The sequence below is a fragment of the Streptomyces sp. Ncost-T10-10d genome, assembly GCF_900091955.1.
Taxonomy (GTDB): Bacteria; Actinomycetota; Actinomycetes; order Streptomycetales; family Streptomycetaceae; genus Streptomyces.
Genome location: NZ_FMDF01000066.1, coordinates 20074 through 39228 on the forward strand (window position 1 = coordinate 20074; position 19155 = coordinate 39228).

At 68.0% G+C, this 19155-nt stretch carries 16 protein-coding genes and 5 pseudogenes; 14 read left to right on the forward strand and 7 right to left on the reverse strand.

Annotated features, from left to right (window positions below):
- Window positions 1-996: a transposase gene (locus GA0115254_RS09030; RefSeq protein ID WP_256102462.1), complete on the reverse strand. Its 996-nt coding sequence runs from the start codon at window positions 994-996 to the stop codon at window positions 1-3.
- Between the two features lie 168 nt (window positions 997-1164).
- Here GA0115254_RS09030 and GA0115254_RS09035 point away from each other — a divergent pair, with 168 nt between their 5' ends.
- The 3 genes from GA0115254_RS09035 to GA0115254_RS09045 all read left to right on the forward strand — a co-directional run bounded on the left by GA0115254_RS09035 (window position 1165) and on the right by GA0115254_RS09045 (window position 4220).
- A complete protein-coding gene (locus GA0115254_RS09035) occupies window positions 1165-2211 on the forward strand; it encodes an AraC-like ligand-binding domain-containing protein (RefSeq protein WP_176740039.1) in 1047 nt (348 codons plus the stop codon).
- A gap of 151 nt (window positions 2212-2362) precedes the next feature.
- Window positions 2363-2770, forward strand: a complete 408-nt coding sequence (locus tag GA0115254_RS09040) for a hypothetical protein (RefSeq protein ID WP_093894748.1) — start codon at window positions 2363-2365, stop codon at window positions 2768-2770.
- A gap of 430 nt (window positions 2771-3200) precedes the next feature.
- Window positions 3201-4220, forward strand: a complete 1020-nt coding sequence (locus GA0115254_RS09045; protein ID WP_093894749.1) for a hypothetical protein — start codon at window positions 3201-3203, stop codon at window positions 4218-4220.
- A 286-nt stretch (window positions 4221-4506) separates the two neighbouring features.
- Here the strand turns inward: GA0115254_RS09045 and GA0115254_RS45765 are convergent.
- A pseudogene (locus GA0115254_RS45765) lies at window positions 4507-4656 on the reverse strand (IS982 family transposase); the annotation flags it as partial.
- 177 nt (window positions 4657-4833) lie between these two features.
- On the opposite strand from GA0115254_RS45765, the gene dacB reads away from it, so the two are divergent.
- A complete protein-coding gene (dacB, locus tag GA0115254_RS09050; protein WP_256102465.1) occupies window positions 4834-6300 on the forward strand; it encodes a D-alanyl-D-alanine carboxypeptidase/D-alanyl-D-alanine endopeptidase in 1467 nt (488 codons plus the stop codon).
- 1025 nt (window positions 6301-7325) lie between these two features.
- Window positions 7326-8798 carry a DUF11 domain-containing protein gene (locus GA0115254_RS47200; protein WP_141720789.1) on the forward strand — a complete coding sequence of 491 codons (1473 nt, stop codon included), beginning with the start codon at window positions 7326-7328 and terminating at the stop codon, window positions 8796-8798.
- A 402-nt stretch (window positions 8799-9200) separates the two neighbouring features.
- Here the strand turns inward: GA0115254_RS47200 and GA0115254_RS09065 are convergent.
- Window positions 9201-9449, reverse strand: a pseudogene (locus GA0115254_RS09065) (DUF4253 domain-containing protein); the annotation flags it as partial.
- On the opposite strand from GA0115254_RS09065, the gene GA0115254_RS09070 reads away from it, so the two are divergent.
- Window positions 9345-9872: a hypothetical protein gene (locus GA0115254_RS09070; protein WP_093894752.1), complete on the forward strand. Its 528-nt coding sequence runs from the start codon at window positions 9345-9347 to the stop codon at window positions 9870-9872. The pseudogene GA0115254_RS09065 and the gene GA0115254_RS09070 overlap by 105 nt on opposite strands.
- Window positions 9873-9886: 14 nt before the next feature.
- Here the strand turns inward: GA0115254_RS09070 and GA0115254_RS09075 are convergent, their stop codons facing one another.
- Window positions 9887-10498: an NAD(P)H-dependent oxidoreductase gene (locus GA0115254_RS09075; RefSeq protein ID WP_093894753.1), complete on the reverse strand. Its 612-nt coding sequence runs from the start codon at window positions 10496-10498 to the stop codon at window positions 9887-9889.
- Window positions 10492-11871 (reverse strand): MFS transporter, encoded by a 1380-nt coding sequence (locus GA0115254_RS09080; protein ID WP_256102463.1) that lies wholly within the window; start codon window positions 11869-11871, stop codon window positions 10492-10494. The genes GA0115254_RS09075 and GA0115254_RS09080 overlap by 7 nt, the downstream gene beginning before the upstream one ends.
- 161 nt (window positions 11872-12032) lie before the next feature.
- On the opposite strand from GA0115254_RS09080, the gene GA0115254_RS09085 reads away from it, so the two are divergent.
- The 3 genes and pseudogenes from GA0115254_RS09085 to GA0115254_RS09095 all read left to right on the forward strand — a co-directional run bounded on the left by GA0115254_RS09085 (window position 12033) and on the right by GA0115254_RS09095 (window position 14301).
- Window positions 12033-12674, forward strand: a complete 642-nt coding sequence (locus GA0115254_RS09085; RefSeq protein WP_093894755.1) for a TetR/AcrR family transcriptional regulator — start codon at window positions 12033-12035, stop codon at window positions 12672-12674.
- A pseudogene (locus GA0115254_RS45770) lies at window positions 12664-12872 on the forward strand (site-specific integrase); the annotation flags it as partial. The gene GA0115254_RS09085 and the pseudogene GA0115254_RS45770, both read left to right, overlap by 11 nt.
- Window positions 12873-13100: 228 nt before the next feature.
- Window positions 13101-14301: pseudogene (locus tag GA0115254_RS09095) on the forward strand (IS3 family transposase).
- A 231-nt stretch (window positions 14302-14532) separates the two neighbouring features.
- Here GA0115254_RS09095 and GA0115254_RS09100 read toward each other — a convergent pair.
- Window positions 14533-15180: a TetR/AcrR family transcriptional regulator gene (locus GA0115254_RS09100; RefSeq protein WP_093894756.1), complete on the reverse strand. Its 648-nt coding sequence runs from the start codon at window positions 15178-15180 to the stop codon at window positions 14533-14535.
- Between the two features lie 102 nt (window positions 15181-15282).
- Between GA0115254_RS09100 and GA0115254_RS44290 the strand changes: the two genes are divergently transcribed.
- Window positions 15283-15951 carry a hypothetical protein gene (locus GA0115254_RS44290; protein ID WP_093894757.1) on the forward strand — a complete coding sequence of 223 codons (669 nt, stop codon included), beginning with the start codon at window positions 15283-15285 and terminating at the stop codon, window positions 15949-15951.
- A 126-nt stretch (window positions 15952-16077) separates the two neighbouring features.
- Entirely contained in the window at window positions 16078-16848 is a 771-nt protein-coding gene (locus GA0115254_RS09110; protein WP_256102464.1) for an MIP/aquaporin family protein, read from the forward strand.
- A 137-nt stretch (window positions 16849-16985) separates the two neighbouring features.
- Here GA0115254_RS09110 and GA0115254_RS09115 read toward each other — a convergent pair whose 3' ends face one another.
- Complete coding sequence (locus tag GA0115254_RS09115) at window positions 16986-17513, reverse strand: hypothetical protein (protein WP_176740040.1); 528 nt, start codon at window positions 17511-17513, stop codon at window positions 16986-16988.
- 61 nt (window positions 17514-17574) lie between these two features.
- Between GA0115254_RS09115 and GA0115254_RS45775 the strand changes: the two are divergent.
- The 3 genes and pseudogenes from GA0115254_RS45775 to GA0115254_RS09130 form a co-directional block, all read left to right on the forward strand.
- Window positions 17575-17879 (forward strand): annotated as a pseudogene (locus GA0115254_RS45775) (phosphotransferase); the annotation flags it as partial.
- A 55-nt stretch (window positions 17880-17934) separates the two neighbouring features.
- Window positions 17935-18201 carry a transposase gene (locus tag GA0115254_RS45780; RefSeq protein ID WP_305136447.1) on the forward strand — a complete coding sequence of 89 codons (267 nt, stop codon included), beginning with the start codon at window positions 17935-17937 and terminating at the stop codon, window positions 18199-18201.
- Complete coding sequence (locus GA0115254_RS09130) at window positions 18185-19081, forward strand: aminoglycoside phosphotransferase family protein (RefSeq protein WP_093894759.1); 897 nt, start codon at window positions 18185-18187, stop codon at window positions 19079-19081. Before GA0115254_RS45780 ends, GA0115254_RS09130 begins: the two co-directional genes overlap by 17 nt.
- The last annotated feature ends 74 nt before the right edge of the window (window positions 19082-19155 follow it).

Genomic DNA, 19155 nt, shown 5'->3' on the forward strand with positions numbered 1-19155 from the left:
TCAGCAGACGGTGTTGCGGACGAGGACGAGGACGAGGACGAGGACGAGTTCGGTGTTCGTCCGGCAACGGGTCGGGCGTCGTGCGGAGCGGTCAGAGACCAGCGAGGCGATCGCGAGGTGGGTCTCGGCGTAGGTCTCGCGTCGGCCGGTGTACCGCTGGAGGGGCCGCCACTGCTTGTACCCGGCGTTGGTGTGCTCCACGCAGATCCGCGCCGAGGACTGGCGGCGGCGCATCTCGCGCCAGGCCCGCTTGTCCCCGTCGCAGGCGTCCTCGGCCGGCTCCTTCGGAGGGGCGCTGACCTGGCCGGGGAACGCCTTGGCCGGGCCCTGGTATCCCGAGTCGACCTCAGCCTTCACCCCCGGGTGCCGGCGGAACTGTTCCGCGATGCCCTTGGTGCGCAGGGCGGTCCGGTCGTGCATCCGGCCCGGGCGGACGACAACGGAGAACAGCGTACGGGCCTGCTGGTCACTGAAGGTGGTGGTCTTGATCGTGTTCTGTTTCTTCTTGCCGGATACGAAGGCCTTGCGGCCCGGCCGTCCGGCGCGTGGGCGTCGGACCTGCACATCGGTGCCGTCGATCCGCAGGTTCACGCCTTCGAAATCGGCGTAGGCGAACCCATCTTCCAAGGTTCGCAGCCTGACGCCGGGGCGGTCGGGCACAGCGAAACCGCGGGCGGCGAGCAGGGGCCTGAGCTGGCGGATCGCGGCGGAGACCGTGGAGCGGTCCGCCCGGTACAGCTCGGCCAGAGCGGCGTGCGGCAGGCCGAGCCGCAGGTGGACGAAGGTGACCAGCAGCCGGTCGACGAACTCCAGCTTCGGCTTGCGCCCGGCCCCCTCAGCCCGGCGCCGTTTGTAGCCCCGCTGCCGGTCGAGCGCCGACTCACGCCGGGCCCACCAACGCGGCGACAACTCATCGAGCAACTCGCCGAGATGTGCGCGAGAGACCCCGGACAGGGCAGGATGGGAGCAGGCCGCACGGGCCCAGGTAAGCGTCACAACTCACCCAACCCGTGCGGCCCTTCTCACGTCACGGCCCCACCAACACCGGGACTATTCATCCCCAGGTCGTTACCCCGGGACGCTCAGCGGGGCTCCGAGGTAGTCCGGATGTGAACGCTGGGAAATGGTTGCCGCCCCACGAGTGTCACGCCCATGATGGTGGTCATGTCGGAGGAGTGGGTGTCGGCGGACAGTCAAGGTGCTGGTGCTGGTGCCCTGGTGTCGCTGTCGAGTGGTGAACTGCCGCGGGGCGACAGGTTCGACTGGTTCGTGGAGCTGGTGCGGGAGAACGTTGCTCCCTTCTCCCTCGGAAGTGTCCATGCCCACGGTTTCGAAGCTCATGTTGCCGGAGTGGATCTCGGTTCCGCGCAGCTCACGCACCTCGTCTTCGAACCGCTTCACGCCGCGCGGACACCGCGGCACATCAGGCGCGGTGACCCGGAGACGTATCAGCTCGCCCTGATCGGTGGCAGTCCGATGATTACCCGCCAGCACGACAACGAAGCCGAGATCTCCACCGGCAGTCTGGTGTTCTTCGACACCTCCCATCCACTGGACACCCTCGTTCCGGATGAACGTGGGCAGGGCCGCGTCACGTTGTTACGGATACCCAGGGACGCCCTTCCGCTGCCTGCCGGCCGGGTCGACCGGGTCCTGGCCCGGCGGCTCGCCCCGGACGGGGTGACCGGGCAGGTTCTCTGCCAGTACTTGACCACTGTCCGGGACCGTGCGGCCGATCTCGGCACGGGCGAGCGCCAACGGCTGGGAACGATCGCGGTCGATCTCGCCGCCGCATTCCTCGCCGAGCACTCCGACGCCCGGCATCTGCAATCGCCGGAGTCCTACCGGCAGGTTCTGCGCACACGCATCGACTGCTACATAGAAAGCAACCTCGGGAGTGCGGACCTGACCGTCGCTCACCTTGCCGCGCACCATCACATATCCCTCCGCTCGCTCCACCGCCTCTTCGACGACGGGCGGGAGACCGTGGCGGCCTCGATCCGGCGACGCCGCCTGGAACGCTGCCGTGCCGATCTCGCGGACCCCCGGTTGGCCGGGTACCCGATCGCTGCCCTGGCGGCCCGTTGGGGATTCTCGGCGCCAGCCGAGTTCAGCCGTGCCTTCCGGACAGCGTTCGGGCTCAGTCCCCGTGCCTTCCGGCATCGAACCGCGTCCAGCGACGCTCCTCACGTGGCACCTCCTGCCAAGTAGCACGGCACGCAGGGCCAAGTGCCTTCCTCAAGCCGCCACGAGGATGTGAATCCCCCTTCAGGTGACACATCCGCCCGTCCTCGGAATGGCCGACGGTAATAGCCAGGCCATACGCCGGATCGGACGACGGGCTGGGACAACAGGAGGAATCATGCAACGTGCCAAGCGGACCACCAGCGGTGCCGGCTCGTCGCCCGTCAGCCGACGGGCGGTCTCGGTGAAACGACTCGCCCGCTTCTTCGCCGTTCCGGCGATCGCCTTGGCGATGGCCGTGGGGGTGACGTCGCCGGCCTCGGCCGAGAGCAGGGTCATCACGGGCGCCTACGGCTACTTCGACCCGGGGAGGGTCATGTTCGGCCTGGGCGACACCGAACCCGACGGTCACAGCGTATTCATCAGCTGGCACGTGGACACCTACTGGGACGAGATCGTGAACGACACAGGCAACGGCACGTGGAAGGACGTGTACCTCCCCTACGACTGGCCCGGCGGGCTCCTGGAGTGGAAGGTCTGTGTCACCCGCGTCCGCTGTTCCTCGTGGGTGCAGGAACGCCTGTAGACCTGTGGCCGTCACGCTTGCGGCCGTCTCTGGCATGCGGCTCCTGGTCTGGCGCGTACCCGTCGGTGCCAGAGGCCCCAGCGTCGTCCTCGGCGTACCCGTTGGACATCGCTCCCCCGGACGAACGCGGACAGGCTGTTGAAGCCGTTGATCCCACCTACCTGGGTGGGACCGGTCCTCGTTGCCGCTGCCATCCGCTCGATCGGTGCCCGGCACGACGGCACCCACGACGGCCCGTACCTGGACTTCCAGCAGGCGCTGTGCTGGGGCGGCACCTATGGGGTTGAGGTCGAGCACCACCACATTGGCCATCCGGTCCTGCCCGCCTCCACTCCAACCGCTGCCGGAGCCTGGCGGGGCGGGGCTGGCGGTGAGTACCGGAATGGTGTGCTCCTTCTGCCGGGAAGGGAACAATCAGGTTTCGGAAGCGATGCAGGATGTGGGGGAGAGTGTGGAGACGGACCTTGCTGCTCTGGCGATCGGGTTACTCACGGGGGCGGTGACGAGCTTCGGGCAGGAGACCGCCACCGGGGTCGTCCGGCTCGTGCGGGAGGGGCTGGCCGCGACGCCGCAGGGGCAGGCGGCGCTGGCCGGAGTGGCGGCCGCGCCCGGTGACGAAGGAGCCCGGCGGGAGGCGGAGCGGGTGCTCCGTGAGGAGCTGGCGGCGGACCCCGGGTTCCAGCAGACCTTGGCGGCGCGTCTGAATGTGTCGACGACTCACATGACGAACGTCGTGACGGTCAACGGTACGAAGATGCGCGGGAACCAGGTCTCGCTCGGGCCGATTACCGTCAACAAACCGAACACGACCGCCGGGCTGCTGGGCCTGGCGGCCGCGCTCGCTGTGGTGGCTGCTCTCCTCGTCTACGGGGTAGTGCAGCTGGTCGGCGACGGCCCGGAGAGCGACGGGGGGAATGGGGGCCGGGCACGGGCACGGGCGCTGAGCGCGGTTGAGGCGGAGCGGATGCTGCCGGGACTGACCGACCTGTCCGGTGCGTGGGAGACGTCGCAGCCGGCGCACCTCACGGAGAACGGAACCAAGTGCCACAACGCCCTGGCGGAGTACGAGTCCCAGGAGCGGGACGGCTCGGGGCTCAGCGACTTGAAGGTGCGTTACGACACATTTGCCTGCCCGGACACGGCAATCGCAGCCCAGGGATTCGCCGAAATAACCCAGAACGCGACAAACCCCGGGAGCAGGAAGGAGAAACCTTTCCCCAGCCGCACGCTGGGTGACCAGAGCGCGACCAGCGCCTACGAGGTCAAGGACGAGGAGATGGCGGACCCCACTCAGGTCGGTTCCCATCTGATGTGGCGGGCCCGTGTCGGCACGGTCCTCATCGAGATGCACTACGGACCGGTCCGCGACGGAGTCGGCTCCGAGAAACAGGCGGAGGAACTGATGCGGCTCATGTGCGACCGCGCCCGCGAGGCACAGGAACGAGGCTGATCCGCCCCGTCGGCTGAGCCCGGCGAGGCCGGCCTGGCGCATGAGCCGTTCGGCTGATGTCCGAGAGGTGGCGGTGCCGGGCAGGAGCGCTCTACCCGGCTTTCCAGCCCTACCGCATCGACCCTCCCCAGACGACCGGAGAACCTTCACAGCCCGTCCCCTGACCCGATACCTCATCTCACGCTACTCAGCGTGGGAGTCGTCACCCGGGCGTAGTCAGCGCGGAAGCGCGGCCACGGACTCGTAGTTGGCGGTTCGGATTTCCAGACGAGTCATTCCGATGTGATCAATGGTCATAAGCGATCAAGGATCGTATGACGGGCTGGCCGGTCTTGTGGTTGTGCCAGACCGCGGCGGCCATCGCGAGGATGCGTTGGGCGACGCGGACGGCGACACCTTCGAAGGTCCGGCCACCGTGCTGTTCCAGGTCGAGCTGATGTCTAGTAGATCTTCACGCATCTTTGGATGCAGGGTGTGGCCGCGCGCAACTCTGATGGTCGCAGCTTCGATGGCGGCTGCTGTCACGATGTCGGCATGCTCCAATATCTCCAAGGACCATTCGGCTTATCCGTCGTCAAGTACTGCGCGAGTAAGTTCCGACCTGCAAAAACTCATGAACGGTGCACCGTGGTCGTCAGGCCAGTGGGGCGTGCAGGTCGCCGACCTGAAGACCGGAGAAGTTGTCCAATCGAAGGGCGCTAATTCTCAGTTCATGACTGGCTCGACGGCCAAGACTTTTGCGGTAAGTGCCGCGCTCGACGTCCTGGGCGGTGACCATCGCTTCCGTACTCCAGTAGTGCATTCGGGTACCGTATCGCCTGACGGGCGGCTTTCAGGCAACCTGATTATGGTCGGGAGTGGCGATCTGGCACTCGGTGGGCGGACCACTGCGTCAGGGACACTCGACGTGCCGGACTTCGACCACTATGACGCCAACGCTGTACCTGGAATGGCGTCCCTTACTCAAGAGGATCCGCTGGCGGGCATCAACGAGCTGGCTCGGCAGGTTGTGGCAAGCGGTGTCCGTCAGATCGACGGCGACGTGGTGATTGACAATCGGCTCTGGGATCCAGTGTCGATCGGCGGGGTGCCGGTCACCCCAACCATCGTCAACGACAACCTGATTGACGTGCTGATCACGCCGGGCGCCCCCGGCGAGCCGGCGAAGGTTGACTGGCGCCCGAAGACAGCTGCCTTCAGTGTCGACGCACAGGTGGCAACCGCGCCTGCTGGAAGCAAGCCGGCGGTGACGACCGAAAGTGTCACCCCCGGACATATCCGGGTGCGAGGTTCCGTACCCGCGGATGCGAAGGCTCCCTTCGTGACGACGTACCAGGTTCCCGACCCAGCGGCCTTTGCCCGGACCGTGCTCATCGAGGCACTCGCTCGGAATGGCGTCAGCGTGGCTGCACCGCGACTGGGAGAAAACCCCAGCAGTAAGCTCCCTCCGTCGAAGGAGGTGAAAGAGATGCCTGCGTCGGCAACCTATACGTCACCACCTTTCAAGGAATACGCAAAGCTGATCAACAAGGTCAGTCATAATCTCGGGGCGAATCTTCTGCCACCGCTGATGGCGGTGCAGCACGGTCAACGAACCTATGCGGACGGGATGAAGATCGAGCGGGACTTCCTCGCTCGCTCCGGTATCGATCCGCATTCACTCACTCTCGTCGATGCCCAGGGCCTCCCCGGCGACAAGGCAACGCCAACTGCCCAAGTAGCGTTGCTGCGGCATCTTGCCCGGCAGGACAACTTTGGCGTCTTCTACGACTCCATGCCGAGCATGGGGGTCGATGGTTCGCTTGCTGATGTCATCGAGCGCACCAATCCTGCCGCAGGGCACATCCGGGCGAAGACTGGCACCTTGGTCAGTACCTACAAGGGCAAGCTGGCTCTCGGCACGAAGGCACTCGCGGGATATATCGATGCGAAGGACGGTCACCCTTACGCCTTTGCGATATACGTGAACAACATCCCGGTGCCCAGTAATTCCGTGAGTGATGCCATCGACCTCGCACTCAGGGCCAACAAGCAACTGGGAGCGATGGCCGCCAACATCTACGAGTCACCCAAGGCGTGATGGGCACTCAATGAGGTGAGCGATCTGGTGGCCTTGGGTGGACGGCGAATTAGCGCGTTGCCCGCACCACGCGGATTGAGCCGAGGTCGGGTAATCTTCCTCGACCACGCATGACGGTCCACCGACGGAGTCGGTGGACCGTTTCGCTTCATGTGGTTGATGGCGGCCATGTCGGCGCCCCGGGCCGCCGAGCGGTGGCGACCATCGGTGAAGCGTCCGTTCGGCGGCCCTGATCTCCGGGACCGGCATGACAGGCGAGGAGACTGCGCCGCCGGTCAGCAGCGGGCGGAGCTGGTAGAGGCCGTCCTCCAGGCTCCAGACGAGTCCGCACTCGCGGGGTTCCTTGAAGCCTCGGTTCACGGTCGGCTTGCTTGCGCCCAGCTCGGAGCACATCTCGTTCTGGCTGATCGCCGCGGTGCCGGTCTCCGGGTCGCTGAGGTACAGCAGCCGGTCCAGCACGCGGAGGCCGGCGGTGGAGACGTCGACCAGGGCCGGGAGGCGCAGGACGTCACGGGAGATCGTGACGGGCGCCTCTGTGGGAGGGCATGTCGGCGGGTCGGGACACGTGGGGCGCGTCTGCCAGGTAGGCGGCGAAGCCGAACTGGTAGGTCCGTGCCTGCTCCACGTCCTGCACGCGTTGTTCGGCGAGGCGGGCCGCCTCGAATCAGTTGGTGGCCCGCTGCAGGTCCACGGCGTTGACGAGGCGCTCGGTCCAGGGGCTGTCCATGGCGGGAAGCGTAGGGAGGGGCGGCGGCCGAGGGGCTCCTGGTTTTCGGGCCACCGGGGCTGCCCCGACCTGGCGTCAACCGCTCGGTGGAGCCCGAGCGCAGCTCGAACGCCAGACCCGGATGACACGTCACCACGCCTGAACTCCCCTTTCATCACTTTTCGTGCATGAATAATCACAATAAGTGATTGATGGTGAGGTGGCCTGCCCCACTGGCGGAAGGCCGCCTCACCCCAAGCCAGCACGTCGGGAGACATCAGTGACCAGTCATCACGCTCCACAACATCCCCTCACCGGAGTGGAGGCAGAGCGAAGCCGAGCCCGCGCCGGCATCGGTACTCGTGAGCAGTGGCGGCGGGCAAAAGTCGTGGCGGGACTGTGCGCGGCACTGGCCGGCACCGCACTGACGCCCGCGACCGCCGCACCGGCCGCCGCCGGGCCGGCCACCACCCCAGCGACGGTACGAGGAACCGACCCATCGTCCACCTTCAGCTTCACCGGGGCCCCGCAGACCTTCGCGGTCCCCGCGAACGCGGTCGTCACCATCACCGCGGACGGCGCCGGCGGCGCCGACAACACCGGCACCGTCTGCGGGTTCACCGGGTCCGGGGGGACGGGGGAACGCGTCGTCACCACGCTGCCGGTGACCACCGCCCCGACGACCTACACCGTCAACGTCGGCGGCACCGGCAGCGCCGGCTGCAACGCGAGCGGCACCGGCGGCTACAACGGCGGCGCCCCGGGCGGCACCTCGAGCAACCCCACGGGTCAGTTCCGCAGGGGTCCCGGAGGAGGCGGGGCGTCCAGCGTCAGCACCGGCACCAGCCTCCTCGTCGTCGCCGGCGGCGGCGGTGCCGGCGGCGGCGCCCCGTTCTCCGGCACGATCGCGGGAGGCAACGGGGGCAACGGCGGCACACCGGATGCCACCGCCGGCACTGCCGGAGCGTTCGACAGCGGTGGTTCTCCGGGATCCGGCGGGCAAGGCGGCAGCACCACCACCATGGCCGACGGCATCGGCGGTACGCCGGCCACCCCCACCGGAGGCTGTACGCCCGCCGCAGGTAACCCGGGAAGCAGCTTCACCGGCACCACAGTCGGCACCGGCGGCACCGGCGGCAACAACACCGGCGGCAACTGCGTGGCCGCCGGGGCCGGCGGAGGCGGAGGCGGCGGGTACTACGCCGGCGGCGGAGGCGGCGCCGCCGCCCCCGGCCTCAGCGGCCTCGGCCGTGCGGGTGGTGGCGGTGGCGGCGGAGGAAGCAGCTTTGCCACCGCGACGGGCACCGGGACGAGCTACACGGCCTCGGCGATCGGGACGGCGAACAAGAGCGGTCAGGTGATCATCTCCTACACGGTGGTCACCCCCTCCTTGACCATCACCAAGACCCACACCGGGAAGTTCGTCCAGGGCGAGCAGGGGACCTACACCATCACGGTCGGCAACAGCGGGCCGGGCGTCACCGACGGCAGCACGGTCACCGTGCACGACAGCCTGCCGCCAGGACTCACCGCCCGCAGCATCACCGGCGCCGGATGGAACTGCACCCGGAGCACCCTCACGTGCACTCGCAGCAATGTCCTGGTGGCAGGCAGCAGTTATCCGACCATCACCCTCAAGGTCAAGATCTCCTGTGACTGCGACTCGCACCACAAGGTCACCAACACCGCCACCGTCACCGGAGGCGCCGACACCGCAACCCGCACCGCCACCGACCCCACCGTCATCAAGCGCAACGGGTACTGTCACCACGGCGGGCACGACCGCAGCTAGCCAACCTCCACCCCGGCGGCTGTCGAGGACGCCGGACGGTGCCAGGAACGTCCCTCTCCCATCGCGGGCTTGACCCGACCGCTCGGAGCCGTGTTGGCCGCCGAGCGCGGCCTTCCGAACCCGGCCGACTGGGACTCTCCGGCCAAGTGACGTTTGGTCGGGGAGTCCCCGGTGCTCTTCATGGCGTACCGCAGCAGCACGCCCCGCTGCTGCAGATCACGCCGTCGAAGACCGACGAGGAACGTCTCCTGCTGGTCAGCCCGAGCTCGCCGATGTGCTCAGCACGATCACCCAACGCGTTCGCGGCACCGACGGGAAGGTGCCCTTCGTCGTCGCCTACGACCACGGAGAGCCCGTCTGGAACCCGCCGATGCCCCCGCTCTTCCAGTGGCGCCACGGCGCTCAGGACCGGCCCGTGTCGGTGACCACCATTCGCAAGGCACTGGACGAGACCATGGACGCAGCCGGACTGACCGACAACACCGGCCAGGCGGCCAGCGTGTACGGCCTGCTGCCCTGCCAGATGTTGTCCGGGCAGAGGGCGAAGTGCTCGGCTGCGACCAGGAGAGCCTCGTGCTCGTTGGCCGGTGGCGCGGCGACGCTGAGGTGCAGTGTGGAAAAGCCGACCGCTATGACACGGGCGCCAAACCGGCGGACATCGCCGGTCTCTCAACGTTGCAGGCTGCCCTCCTCTCGGCGGCCACACCGCACGACTCGATGCATCGCATTCCGCTGCAGCGGCTTCTCGCCGACGCCAACTCGCTCTGCACGATCCGGGCCGACGGGCGGGCTCTGGCGCGGCGCGTCGACCCAGTGGTGGCAGCGGTCACCGACGTGGCCGCCAAGGCGGCGGACCGGCCCGAGCGCTGTTCGGCTACCCGTCACCTGCGGCAGGCCTTTGATGCCGCGTACGCGCTGCAGCCCGATCCGGTGAAGGCGTACAGCGAGGCGATCAAGGCGGGCGCGGTGCCAGAACCGGCGGCCGTGCCCTTACGCGTGCGCGCACGAGCGCGTGCCCGTACGGGGCGGCCCGGATCCGGGCACAGGGCGGCGAAGTCGGCGCGGGCTGTTTGACGGCTTGGGTAAGGTCAGCGAACCGACCGTCGTCTGCCCTCGGCGCGAGCCGCGGTGCGGTGCAGGTGAATCAACGCCCGCATCGTGACGCGGGGGTCGGTGATCAACACGCGACCGTCCGGTTGGAGGCACAGCGCCTGGCCCGCTTGCGGAACTACGGTGCGTGGCCCGATCAGATCGCAATCCGCGCTGAGCAGTAGTTCCTCGACGGACGTGAACCGCGAAGAGCTCTCGGTTCCGGCAGAGGTGGTCAGGACGGCGGTCGGGAGACCTCGCAGTGGGGAGGTAGCGGCCGGCCATCCAAGAGAATTCAGCGCGGCGAGCAGCGGTTCGGGGAGGAAGCTCTCGGGTGCAGCGATCAGCAAGGCGTCGGCGGTTGCTGCCGCTGCGCGCAACCGGGCGACGTTGGGCGGCAGTTCGCAAGGTTGCGGCGCGGTGTGGGCGTTGGGTGGGGCGGCGTCCGGTACCTGCCACGCTTGGATATTGATGCCGGTTGGGCCAGGGCTGGCCAGGGCACGCAGCAGCAGCGCACCGAAGGGGTCTGAGCCTTCGTCGGCACTCAGGCCCAGCATGTGCAAGCCGTTCACCGTGGTTTCGCTTTCGTGTACGAGCGACTGAGTCAGCACTGACGGGTACGTGACCTGGGACGCAGTCGGCGAGCGAGGAGCATGCCTACCACTGCGAGCAGCCCGGTGAGGATGAAGACGCTCAGCAGCGCGGTGCGGGTGGAGCCGTCGTAGTTCTTGGCCAGTGCGATGGCCGCACCCCCCAGGCCGGCGATCAAAGCCGTGGCGAGAGTCTGCGCGAGCTGGAGGGCGCCGCTGGCCTCGCCCTGGCGGTCGGGCGGTACTTGCTCAAAGGTGTCGGTGGTGGCGGCGTTGAAGCCGATGCCCATGCCCAGGCCGCCGATGCCCCACCCCACAAGGGCGATCCACGAAGGCAACGCGCTGGTCAGGATCGTCAGCGCTATCAGCACGACACCTGCCAGCAGCATGGCGAAGCCAAGCGCGGTGGCGGCAGCGCGCCCGCCTTCGCCGGTGTCCCGCTTGGCTTGTAGGCCGGAGCCGATGACCCAGGTGATGGCTCCGGCTGACAGATTCAGGCCGGCCAGGGTGGCACTCATGCCGCGCAACTCTTGCAGGCCCAGCGGGAGGAATGCCTCGCTGCCAAAGTAGACGCCGCACAATATGCCGCGCAGGACAATGCCCGCGCCGAGGCCGGGCCGGGCGCTGAGAGTGCCCTCGGGCGTGACCCGGTGCAGTGCGGGAACGGCGACGGCGAGGCCGATGACGGCCAGAGCGATCAGCAGGGGGAGGTTCTTCAGCAGCACCGCCTGGAGGAATACGCCGGTGCCCACAGTGAGCAGGACGGCGCTGGGCAGGGGGCGCTTCCACCATCGAGGAACGGGGGCTGACGTGGCGGAGGAAGCGGCCCCTGCGTGTCGCAGTCTCCGCAGCGGCGGCAGAGTGAGCACCGCCGCGACGGCGATGACCGGCAGCATGATCAGGAAGATCCAGCGCCACGTGGTGTGATCGGCGAGAGTGCCGGTGATCGCCGGGCCGATGAGTGAGGGAACGGTCCAGGCCGATGACAGAAGGGCGTACATCCTCGCCCGCAGGTGCTGAGGGTAGGCCAGCCCGATCATGGTGTAGGCCATGGACATCACGGATCCCACCCCCAGGCCCTGGCCGAAGCGCCCCACCAAGAACAGCGGCCAGGTGGGTGCGGCACCGGCCACCACGCAGCCCAGAGCGAAGACCAGCATGCCAAGCGCCATCGGGCGCCACGGGCCACGGCGGTCTGCGGCGCGTCCGGCGAGCACCGTTCCAATGATGTTGGCCAGCATGAGGGCGGACAGACCCCAGCCGTAGGCGCCGAGGCCATCGAGGTCCTCGGCTATTCCGGGGAGAACTGTGGCCACGCCGAGGGACTCGAAGGCGACCATGCCGACCGATAGCAGGACACCGAGCGTGAGGACGCGGTAGGGGATGCTGAACACGCTCTCCTTGGCGCCGTGGGCGCTCGTCGAGGGGGTGAGCGGTCCTTGTACCTGAGGATCATCGATCTGGCTGCGAGTAGTTCTATCGGGACTTTGAGGCATGACACTCCTAGCGAGATTTACATTCCGTACCGGAACGGAATGTAGTCTATATTTGTCGTATGGCAAACAGCGCAAGTGGGCCTGGGGGCTCCACCGCACGCAAGGGCTCCGGCAGGCCACGCGACGTCCGTATCGATGACGCCGTACCTCAGGCAGTGATGGAGATCCTCAACGAGGCCGGGTACGGCGGGCTCACGATGGAGGGTGTCGCCACTCGCGCCGGAACCAGCAAGCCCGCCCTCCGTCGTAGGTGGCGCTCTCGCCAGCATCTCGTCGTGGAGTCGCTGGCCCGTGTCGTCGGCACTGCCCCAACGCCCGACACCGGTTGCACGCACTGCGATCTCATCGCCGGCATCGGCACTCTCAGCGAGGCGTTCACCACGGCCGTTGGCCGCCGGGTACTGCCCGCCCTTGTGGCAGATCTGGCCAACGACCCCGAGCTGGAAAAGGAGTTCCTCGACGCTTACTTCCATCCGCGGCGCGCCACCACGGCCGGGGCGCTGCGGCGGGGTATCGACCGCGGCGACATTCGGTCGGACGCCGATATCGACCTGCTGTTGGACATGCTGGCGTCGACCACGTATTACCGCGTTCTCTTCGGTCACCTGCCCATCACGCCCGAACTTGCTGAAGGCGTCGTATCGGTGGTCATGGCAGGCGTCGCCACCGAGCGGTGGCGCAGCGACCACTCGGGCGACTGAGCCGGTGTTCGTCACCCACCGCCGACCCGACCCCGGCAAGGTGGCCGGCCCGCGCGGTGTCTGTCTGGACACTGGTCTGGCCCGGCTCTCCTACGGCCAGGCCGCGTCTTGCTGGACGAGCACACCGCCGTCGCCGGGCCCGGGGCTGTGAGTTGGAGTGTGGGAACGGGGCTGGGCTGGGGGTGTTGCAGGTTGGGTGAGAACCGGTCGTGTGGCTTATGGCGGGGGTGGCAGGTGGTCTGGCCTGGGCGTGTGCCGAGTCCGGTGAGAACTACCGGCGTTGTCGCAGATGGTTTCTGCGTCTAATGGCAGTGCCTGTGTTTTTGCTGTTCAGGAGTGTTTTGCCTGGTCAGTGTGGGTGGGCCCCCACCGCTGATCTTGGACACTCGAGGCTGTGGATCTTGAGGATCTGAGAACGGATATGTCGTGGTCATGAAGTACTATCCGCCGGAGTTCAAGGCGGACGCGGTCGCGTTGTACGAGTTGCGGCCCAAGGCGACGATCAAGCAGGTCGCCGCCGATCTGGGTGTCAACTCCGAGACGTTGCGGAACTGGATCCGGGCGAATGGGGAGGGTCGTCCCCGGGGGCGCCGGGCGGTGGCCTCGTCGGCTGGGCCGGCGGTGCTGGAGGCGGAGAACGCGGCCCTGCGGCGGGAGAACGCCGAGCTGCGGAAGGAGCGCGAGATCCTGCGCAAGGCGGCCCGATATTTCGCCTCGGAGACGGGCTGGCCAACCGCTGCCAGTTCGTTGAGGACCACCAGCGCCGTTACGGCGTGACGCGGTTGTGCCGGATCCTGGGGATCGCCCGATCCAGCTTCTACTACTGGCGGCGGACCGGACCGGCCCGCGCGCCCGCCAGGCGGCCGACATCGAACTCGCCGCGCGGATACGGCAGGTGCACCGGGCATCGGACGGCACCTACGGCGTCCCCAGGATCACCGCCGAGCTCCGCGAAGACGGCGAGAACGTGAACCACAAGCGCGTCGCACGGATCACGAAGGCCGTCGGGCTCGCCGGTCTCCGCCTGCGCCGCAGGCACCCCACCACGATCCCGGACCCGGCCGCGGCGAAGGTGCCGGACCTGATCGGCCGCGACTTCACCGCGAGCGAGGTGAACACCAAGTACGTCGGCGACATTACCTGTCTCCCGCTGGCCGGCGGGAGGTTCCGCTACCGCGCGACCGTGATCGATCTCGCCTCGCGCCGCCTGGCGGGCTGGGCGATCGCCGACCACATGCGCGCCGAGCTCGTCGTGGATGCTCTGACGGCAGCCGAGCGGACCCGGGGCAGCCTCGCCGGGGCGGTGATGCACACCGATCACGGGGCCCGGTACTGCAGCCGGGCCTTCGCCGACACCTGCCGCAAGGCCGGCGTCACCCAGTCCATGAGCGCGGTGGGCAGCAGCGCGGACAACGCACTCGCCGAGTCGTTCAACGCAACCTGCAAACGGGAGACCCTCCAGGGCCGCAGGGCCTGGAACGACGAGCGCGAGGCCCGCCTCGACCTGTTCCGATGGCTGCACCGCTACAACACCGTCCGACGCCATTCCCGCCTCGGACACCGCTCACCGATCGCCTACGAGACGGCACTCGACGCACCATCAACTACGCCGGCCAAAGCCGCATAAGCCGTGTTCAGGATCAGGGGTCAAGGCCCCCCACGTCCCGGTGATATCGGCTTTGACCACCGTGTACATGTTCGCGATGAGGTCGAATTTCATCGGCTGACCATCCAGGTTCAGTCGTGCGGTGGCCGGGTGCGCCCGCCCGTCGGGGAACTCGACACTGTCCCGGTGCACCGCAACGAACGGGGCCGCTTGGTGGGGGAGGCTCGCGTACTCAGGGCCGTGCCGGCGGGCTCAGTCGGTCGCGTTCGGGCGGTCCGCGGCGGCGACGAGGTCGGCGAAGGTGAGCGGTTCGCCCGGGGCGGGGGCGGGGGCGGGAGCCGGTGCGGCCTGCGTGGTCAGGCCGTCGAGGGCAAGGTCGAGATGGCGGTGCAACAGCGTGCCGTCCGCGTCGAGCCGGGAGAGACCACCGGGCAGGGGGCGGGACAGCCGGATCGACAGGAGGATCAGGTCCCCCGCCCCCACCTCGGGGCGCAGCCGGCCGGATTTGTGCGCCGCGCGGATCAGGTCGTCGAGCGCCCCCGATGTGCGGGTCCGGCTTTCGATCAACTCCTCGTCGACAACGAGCCGTTCGAGCAACACCGGGATCACCGCGCCCATCCGGAGGTCGGCTGCCGTGTGGACGAAGCGCCGCACCGCGTCGTACGCGTCACCCTCCTCCCGCGCTGCCTGGTGGGCCGCGGCCTCAAGGCGTGAGAGCAGGTCACCGGTGAGATCACGCACGAGTGCCTCGCGGTCGGCGTAGCGACGGTAGAGCGTGGCCGGCCCCACACCCGCCCGGCGCACGATCAGGTCCAGCGGGGCGTCCAGGCCCCGCTCCAGGAACACATCGCGGGCGGCATCCAGGATCCGTCGTCTGCTGCGTTCGGCGTCCGCCCGCATGAGATCTACCTTCCATCAATGAAGCGGAGAATTTCTCTCCGTCTATGCTAGCGTGCCGTAGGCGGAGAAAATTTCTCCGCTTCGCTTGAAAGGGGCTTCGCCATGAACACTGGCGCGCTGAATGTCCGCACAGTCATCGACGGTGTCGAGTACAGGGACGATGCCGTTCGGCAGTGGGAGCTGGACCGTTCACGGGCAGCGCTCACCCTGCTGAAGCAGCGGATCGGGGACGAGCGGATGCGGGAACTCCTCGCCCCCGATCTCGCCGCTTCAGACGCGGTGATGGCACCGCTTCCGAACGGGTCCGGAGGGGCCTGGCGGTCGGCCGTCACCGAAATGACAGTCGCTGGGATCGACGCGGACCGGTTCCTCACCTGGTGGCAGGGGCGGCTCGCGGGCGGTGACCGGTCCGCGCTGCTCTCCGCCAACCCCGAGCACTACCTCGCCGACTCCAGCGGCGGTGTGGTCGAGATCATCGAGACCATAGGATCCGGCCCGCTCCGGTTCTTCCTCACCTTCCATGACGGCGTCGAAATCGCGGACGAGGGCCACGAGGAGTACCCCGTACGCATCGGCGGCACCGGACGCCTCGGTGACGGCACGGAGATCGCCCGCGTCATGCATGAGTTCGGCGACGGACCCGACGGCTTGCGCATCCGTCTGACCATCCAGTTCCCGGCCAACGCCCCTGAGCACGTCTTCGTCGGACATCAGTGGCACTTCGCCTGCGAGTTCACCAACTGGTTGGAAGGCGCGCACGCCCAGGCGTGAGCTCCTTCCGCACGCAGGCAGGGATCCCCTGGGGATCAGGGGATCCCCGCCGCCAAGGGGGACCCCGCGCCCCGGGCTCTCCTCGGCGCGGCCCGGCGAACAGCGATTCTCGATAGGACCACGTCCATGGCAACCACAACTCCGGCCGTGCCGGCGCAGGCCGACCCGCCCACCACCGCAGAACCGGGCATCCTGTGTCGCGCAACCTGCGAATTCGGCCTCACCGGCATTCTGCTGTTCTTCGTCGTCACCGGCGTGCGCTGGCTCATCGCACCCGACTCACCGATCTCCGTCCATGACATCCACTGCGCTCTCGCCATCCTTGGCGTCACCATCGGCATGCTTCTCATGGTGTTCATGACGTCCCCACCCGGCCGGCGGTCCGGCGGACACCTCAACCCCGCCGTCACCATCGCGCTGTGGCGACTCGGCGCCTTCCCGGCCCGCGCCGTCGTCCCGTACGTCACGGCCCAACTGGCCGGTTCCGTCGCGGGAACGGCGCTCGGCCGACTTGTCTGGGGACCGGCAGTCTCCCGCGTCCCCATCGGCTACGCGACCGTCCACGCCGACCCGGCATGGGACGCCACCGCGATCCTCACGGCGGAGACCGGGGTCCTCGTTCTGCTGACCATGATGCTCTCCGTGTTCCTGGCACACCCGGCGGGCCGCAGACTGCTCCCCTGCGCGGTGGGCCTCGCCACCGCGGTCATCATCGCGACGCTCGGTCCCCTCAGCGGCGGATCGGCCAACCCGGCACGACAGTTCGGTCCGGCGCTCCTGGCCCAGGACACTACCCACCTGTGGATCTACCTGCTCGCTCCGGTGCTCGGCGCGGTGCTGGGAGCAGCCCTCGTGGCTCTGGCCAAACCCCGGACCGCACAGCGGCCCCGGTGCTGACAGAGAGGGAAATCACCAATCGGATATCGCGGCGGACCGGAACGCTGGGCCCACGCCGGTGTCCAGATCTCGCCGTCGGGCGGCCGGGGCAGACGCATCTTGTCTGGTCCCGCCTTGATCACGACTCAGGACAGACCCTAGCGGGCTTGGCGGATCTGCGGATCGACGACCAGGACAGCCACGTCGGCGCCGAAGCCGACAGCGATGTGGTCGTCCGGAGCCAGCGCCACCGCGTTCACGGCAGCGGGGAATCTCCACGCCAGGACTTGCTCGGGCCACGAGTCGCCGGCCAACAGCCAGGCGTCCGTCCACCAGACGCGCACCGCGCCGTCGACGCTGCCGGTGACAGCTGCCGGTCGGCCCCGCACCAGGCCCATGGCGACCGAGGTGATGGTGCCGATGTCGGTCTGGCCGGACGCCGGCGGCCCGACCGCGTTCCCGGTATCCGGATCCACGAGGTACAGCGCGCGACCCGCCGCCAGCACCGGTGTCCGGCCGCCCGCCTCCACCGTCGCTACCGCGCTGACCGTGTCGGGCAGGCGCGACACACTGATCTCCCGCAGTTCCCACGGAAAGAGGAATGCCTTGGGATCGGGGTCGGTGTTCAGCATGTCCGGCATCCCCCACACATGCAGCGTCCCGTCGAAGGCGCCGGCGACGGCCACTTGCTCGCCGCCCAGGGTCGCGGTCGCGAGGGCAGCCGTCAGCAGGATCTCGCCGCGCCGCCCCGTGCTCGATGATGTCGTAGTCCGCCGTTCCCACCTTGACTTCTATCGCACGACGCTGGCGGCCGTGCCGCTCACATCGTCATCCTGGCTCCCGGCCCGGCAGTGGCGTGGCGGCGCAACCATGCGCGGGAGAAGGCTTTGGCCACGGACTGGTCGCCGCTTGATGAGGCGATGCGCACCGAGCTTACGCAGCAGGGAACCTGGATCGACAACGATGCGCAGACGGTTGAAGAGACGGTCGAAGCGATCCTGTCTGTGACCGGTCTGGCCTCCAGTTCTGAAGTCGATCAGCCTCTGCAGTGATCGCCAGGTGGCGTGTGGAGATCTGACGGATACCCAGTAGGACCGGCTGGCAACGTTGTTGCCCGAGGGCAAGAAGCCGGGACACCCGCCGGTTTGGACGAGACGGCAGCTGATCGACGGCATACGGTTTCGAACCCGCACCGGCGTCCCCTGGCGTGACGTATCGGAGCGATACGGTCCCTGGGGCCGGGTCTACGACTTGTTCCGCCACTGGTCTTGTCGTAGCGGGTGGGTGTGCCACGAGGCGCCAGAGCCGATGATGCCGATGGCGATTGTGGCCGATTTCAGACGCAGGAGTGCGAGAGATGACCATGCACGATGATGAAGTGGACGTGACCGCCGAAATGGTTGCGACCTTGATCCAGGAACAGTTCCCTCAGTGGAGCGACAAGGAGATCCGACTCCTGCAGTCGACTGGGACGGTCAATGCCATCTTCCGCATCGGGAACGACCTCTCGGCACGCTTCCCACTGCGTCTGACCGATGCCGCCGAGGCGCTGGCGGTTCTGAAACAGGAAGCCCAAGCGAGCGCGGAGCTGGCGCAGGCGTCTCGGTTTCCCACGCCGGAACCCGTCGCCCTGGGAGAGCCCGGAGCGGGCTACCCCATGCCGTGGTCGGTCCAGACGTGGCTGCCGGGAACGGTCGCCTCGGACGCCGACCCGAGTGGGTCGGATGCTTTCGCACAGGACCTTGCGACCTTCATCGCTGCCCTCCGGACGGCCGAGACGCGGGGGCGGCTTTTCAACGGCGAGGGTCGTGGCGGCGTTCTCACTCATCACGACGAATGGATGGAGAAGTGCTTCGAGGAGAGCGAGGGGCTGCTCGACGTGCCTCGGCTGCGCCAGGTGTGGAGCCGTCTGCGGGAGCTGCCACGCACGAGTGCCGACGTGATGAGCCATGGTGACTTGATCCCCGGCAACGTGCTGGTCGCGGGCGACCGGCTCAGTGGCGTACTCGACACCGGCGGCTTCGGTCCGGCCGACCCCGCGCTGGATCTGGTCAGTGCCTGGCACCTGATGCAGAGGGGACCGCGGGAAGTGCTCCGGCGGACACTGGGGTGCGACGATCTCGAGTGGGAGCGCGGTAAGGCATGGGCGTTCGTACAAGCGATGGGCGCTGTCTGGTACTACGTCGAGAGCAATCCGATGATGAGCAGAATGGGACGCCGGACACTCGACCGCATTCTGGAGTCGATGGAGTGATGTCGCCCCGGCTGTAGGCCGTGACCAAGACGATCGCTTGCCCGCCGACAGCGACACCAACGGGACCAGCTCAT

Excerpts from the sequence above, each read along its gene's own strand:
- dacB (WP_256102465.1), top strand. The coding sequence starts at position 4,834 with ATGAACGGTGCACCGTGGTCGTCAGGCCAGTGGGGCGTGCAGGTCGCC.
- GA0115254_RS09085 (WP_093894755.1), top strand. The coding sequence starts at position 12,033 with ATGGCAAACAGCGCAAGTGGGCCTGGGGGCTCCACCGCACGCAAGGGC.
- GA0115254_RS09110 (WP_256102464.1), top strand. The coding sequence starts at position 16,078 with ATGGCAACCACAACTCCGGCCGTGCCGGCGCAGGCCGACCCGCCCACC.
- GA0115254_RS09035 (WP_176740039.1), top strand. The coding sequence starts at position 1,165 with ATGTCGGAGGAGTGGGTGTCGGCGGACAGTCAAGGTGCTGGTGCTGGT.
- GA0115254_RS44290 (WP_093894757.1), top strand. The coding sequence starts at position 15,283 with ATGAACACTGGCGCGCTGAATGTCCGCACAGTCATCGACGGTGTCGAG.
- GA0115254_RS09130 (WP_093894759.1), top strand. The coding sequence starts at position 18,185 with ATGACCATGCACGATGATGAAGTGGACGTGACCGCCGAAATGGTTGCG.
- GA0115254_RS09040 (WP_093894748.1), top strand. The coding sequence starts at position 2,363 with ATGCAACGTGCCAAGCGGACCACCAGCGGTGCCGGCTCGTCGCCCGTC.
- GA0115254_RS09045 (WP_093894749.1), top strand. The coding sequence starts at position 3,201 with ATGCAGGATGTGGGGGAGAGTGTGGAGACGGACCTTGCTGCTCTGGCG.
- GA0115254_RS09100 (WP_093894756.1), bottom strand. The coding sequence starts at position 15,180 with ATGCGGGCGGACGCCGAACGCAGCAGACGACGGATCCTGGATGCCGCC.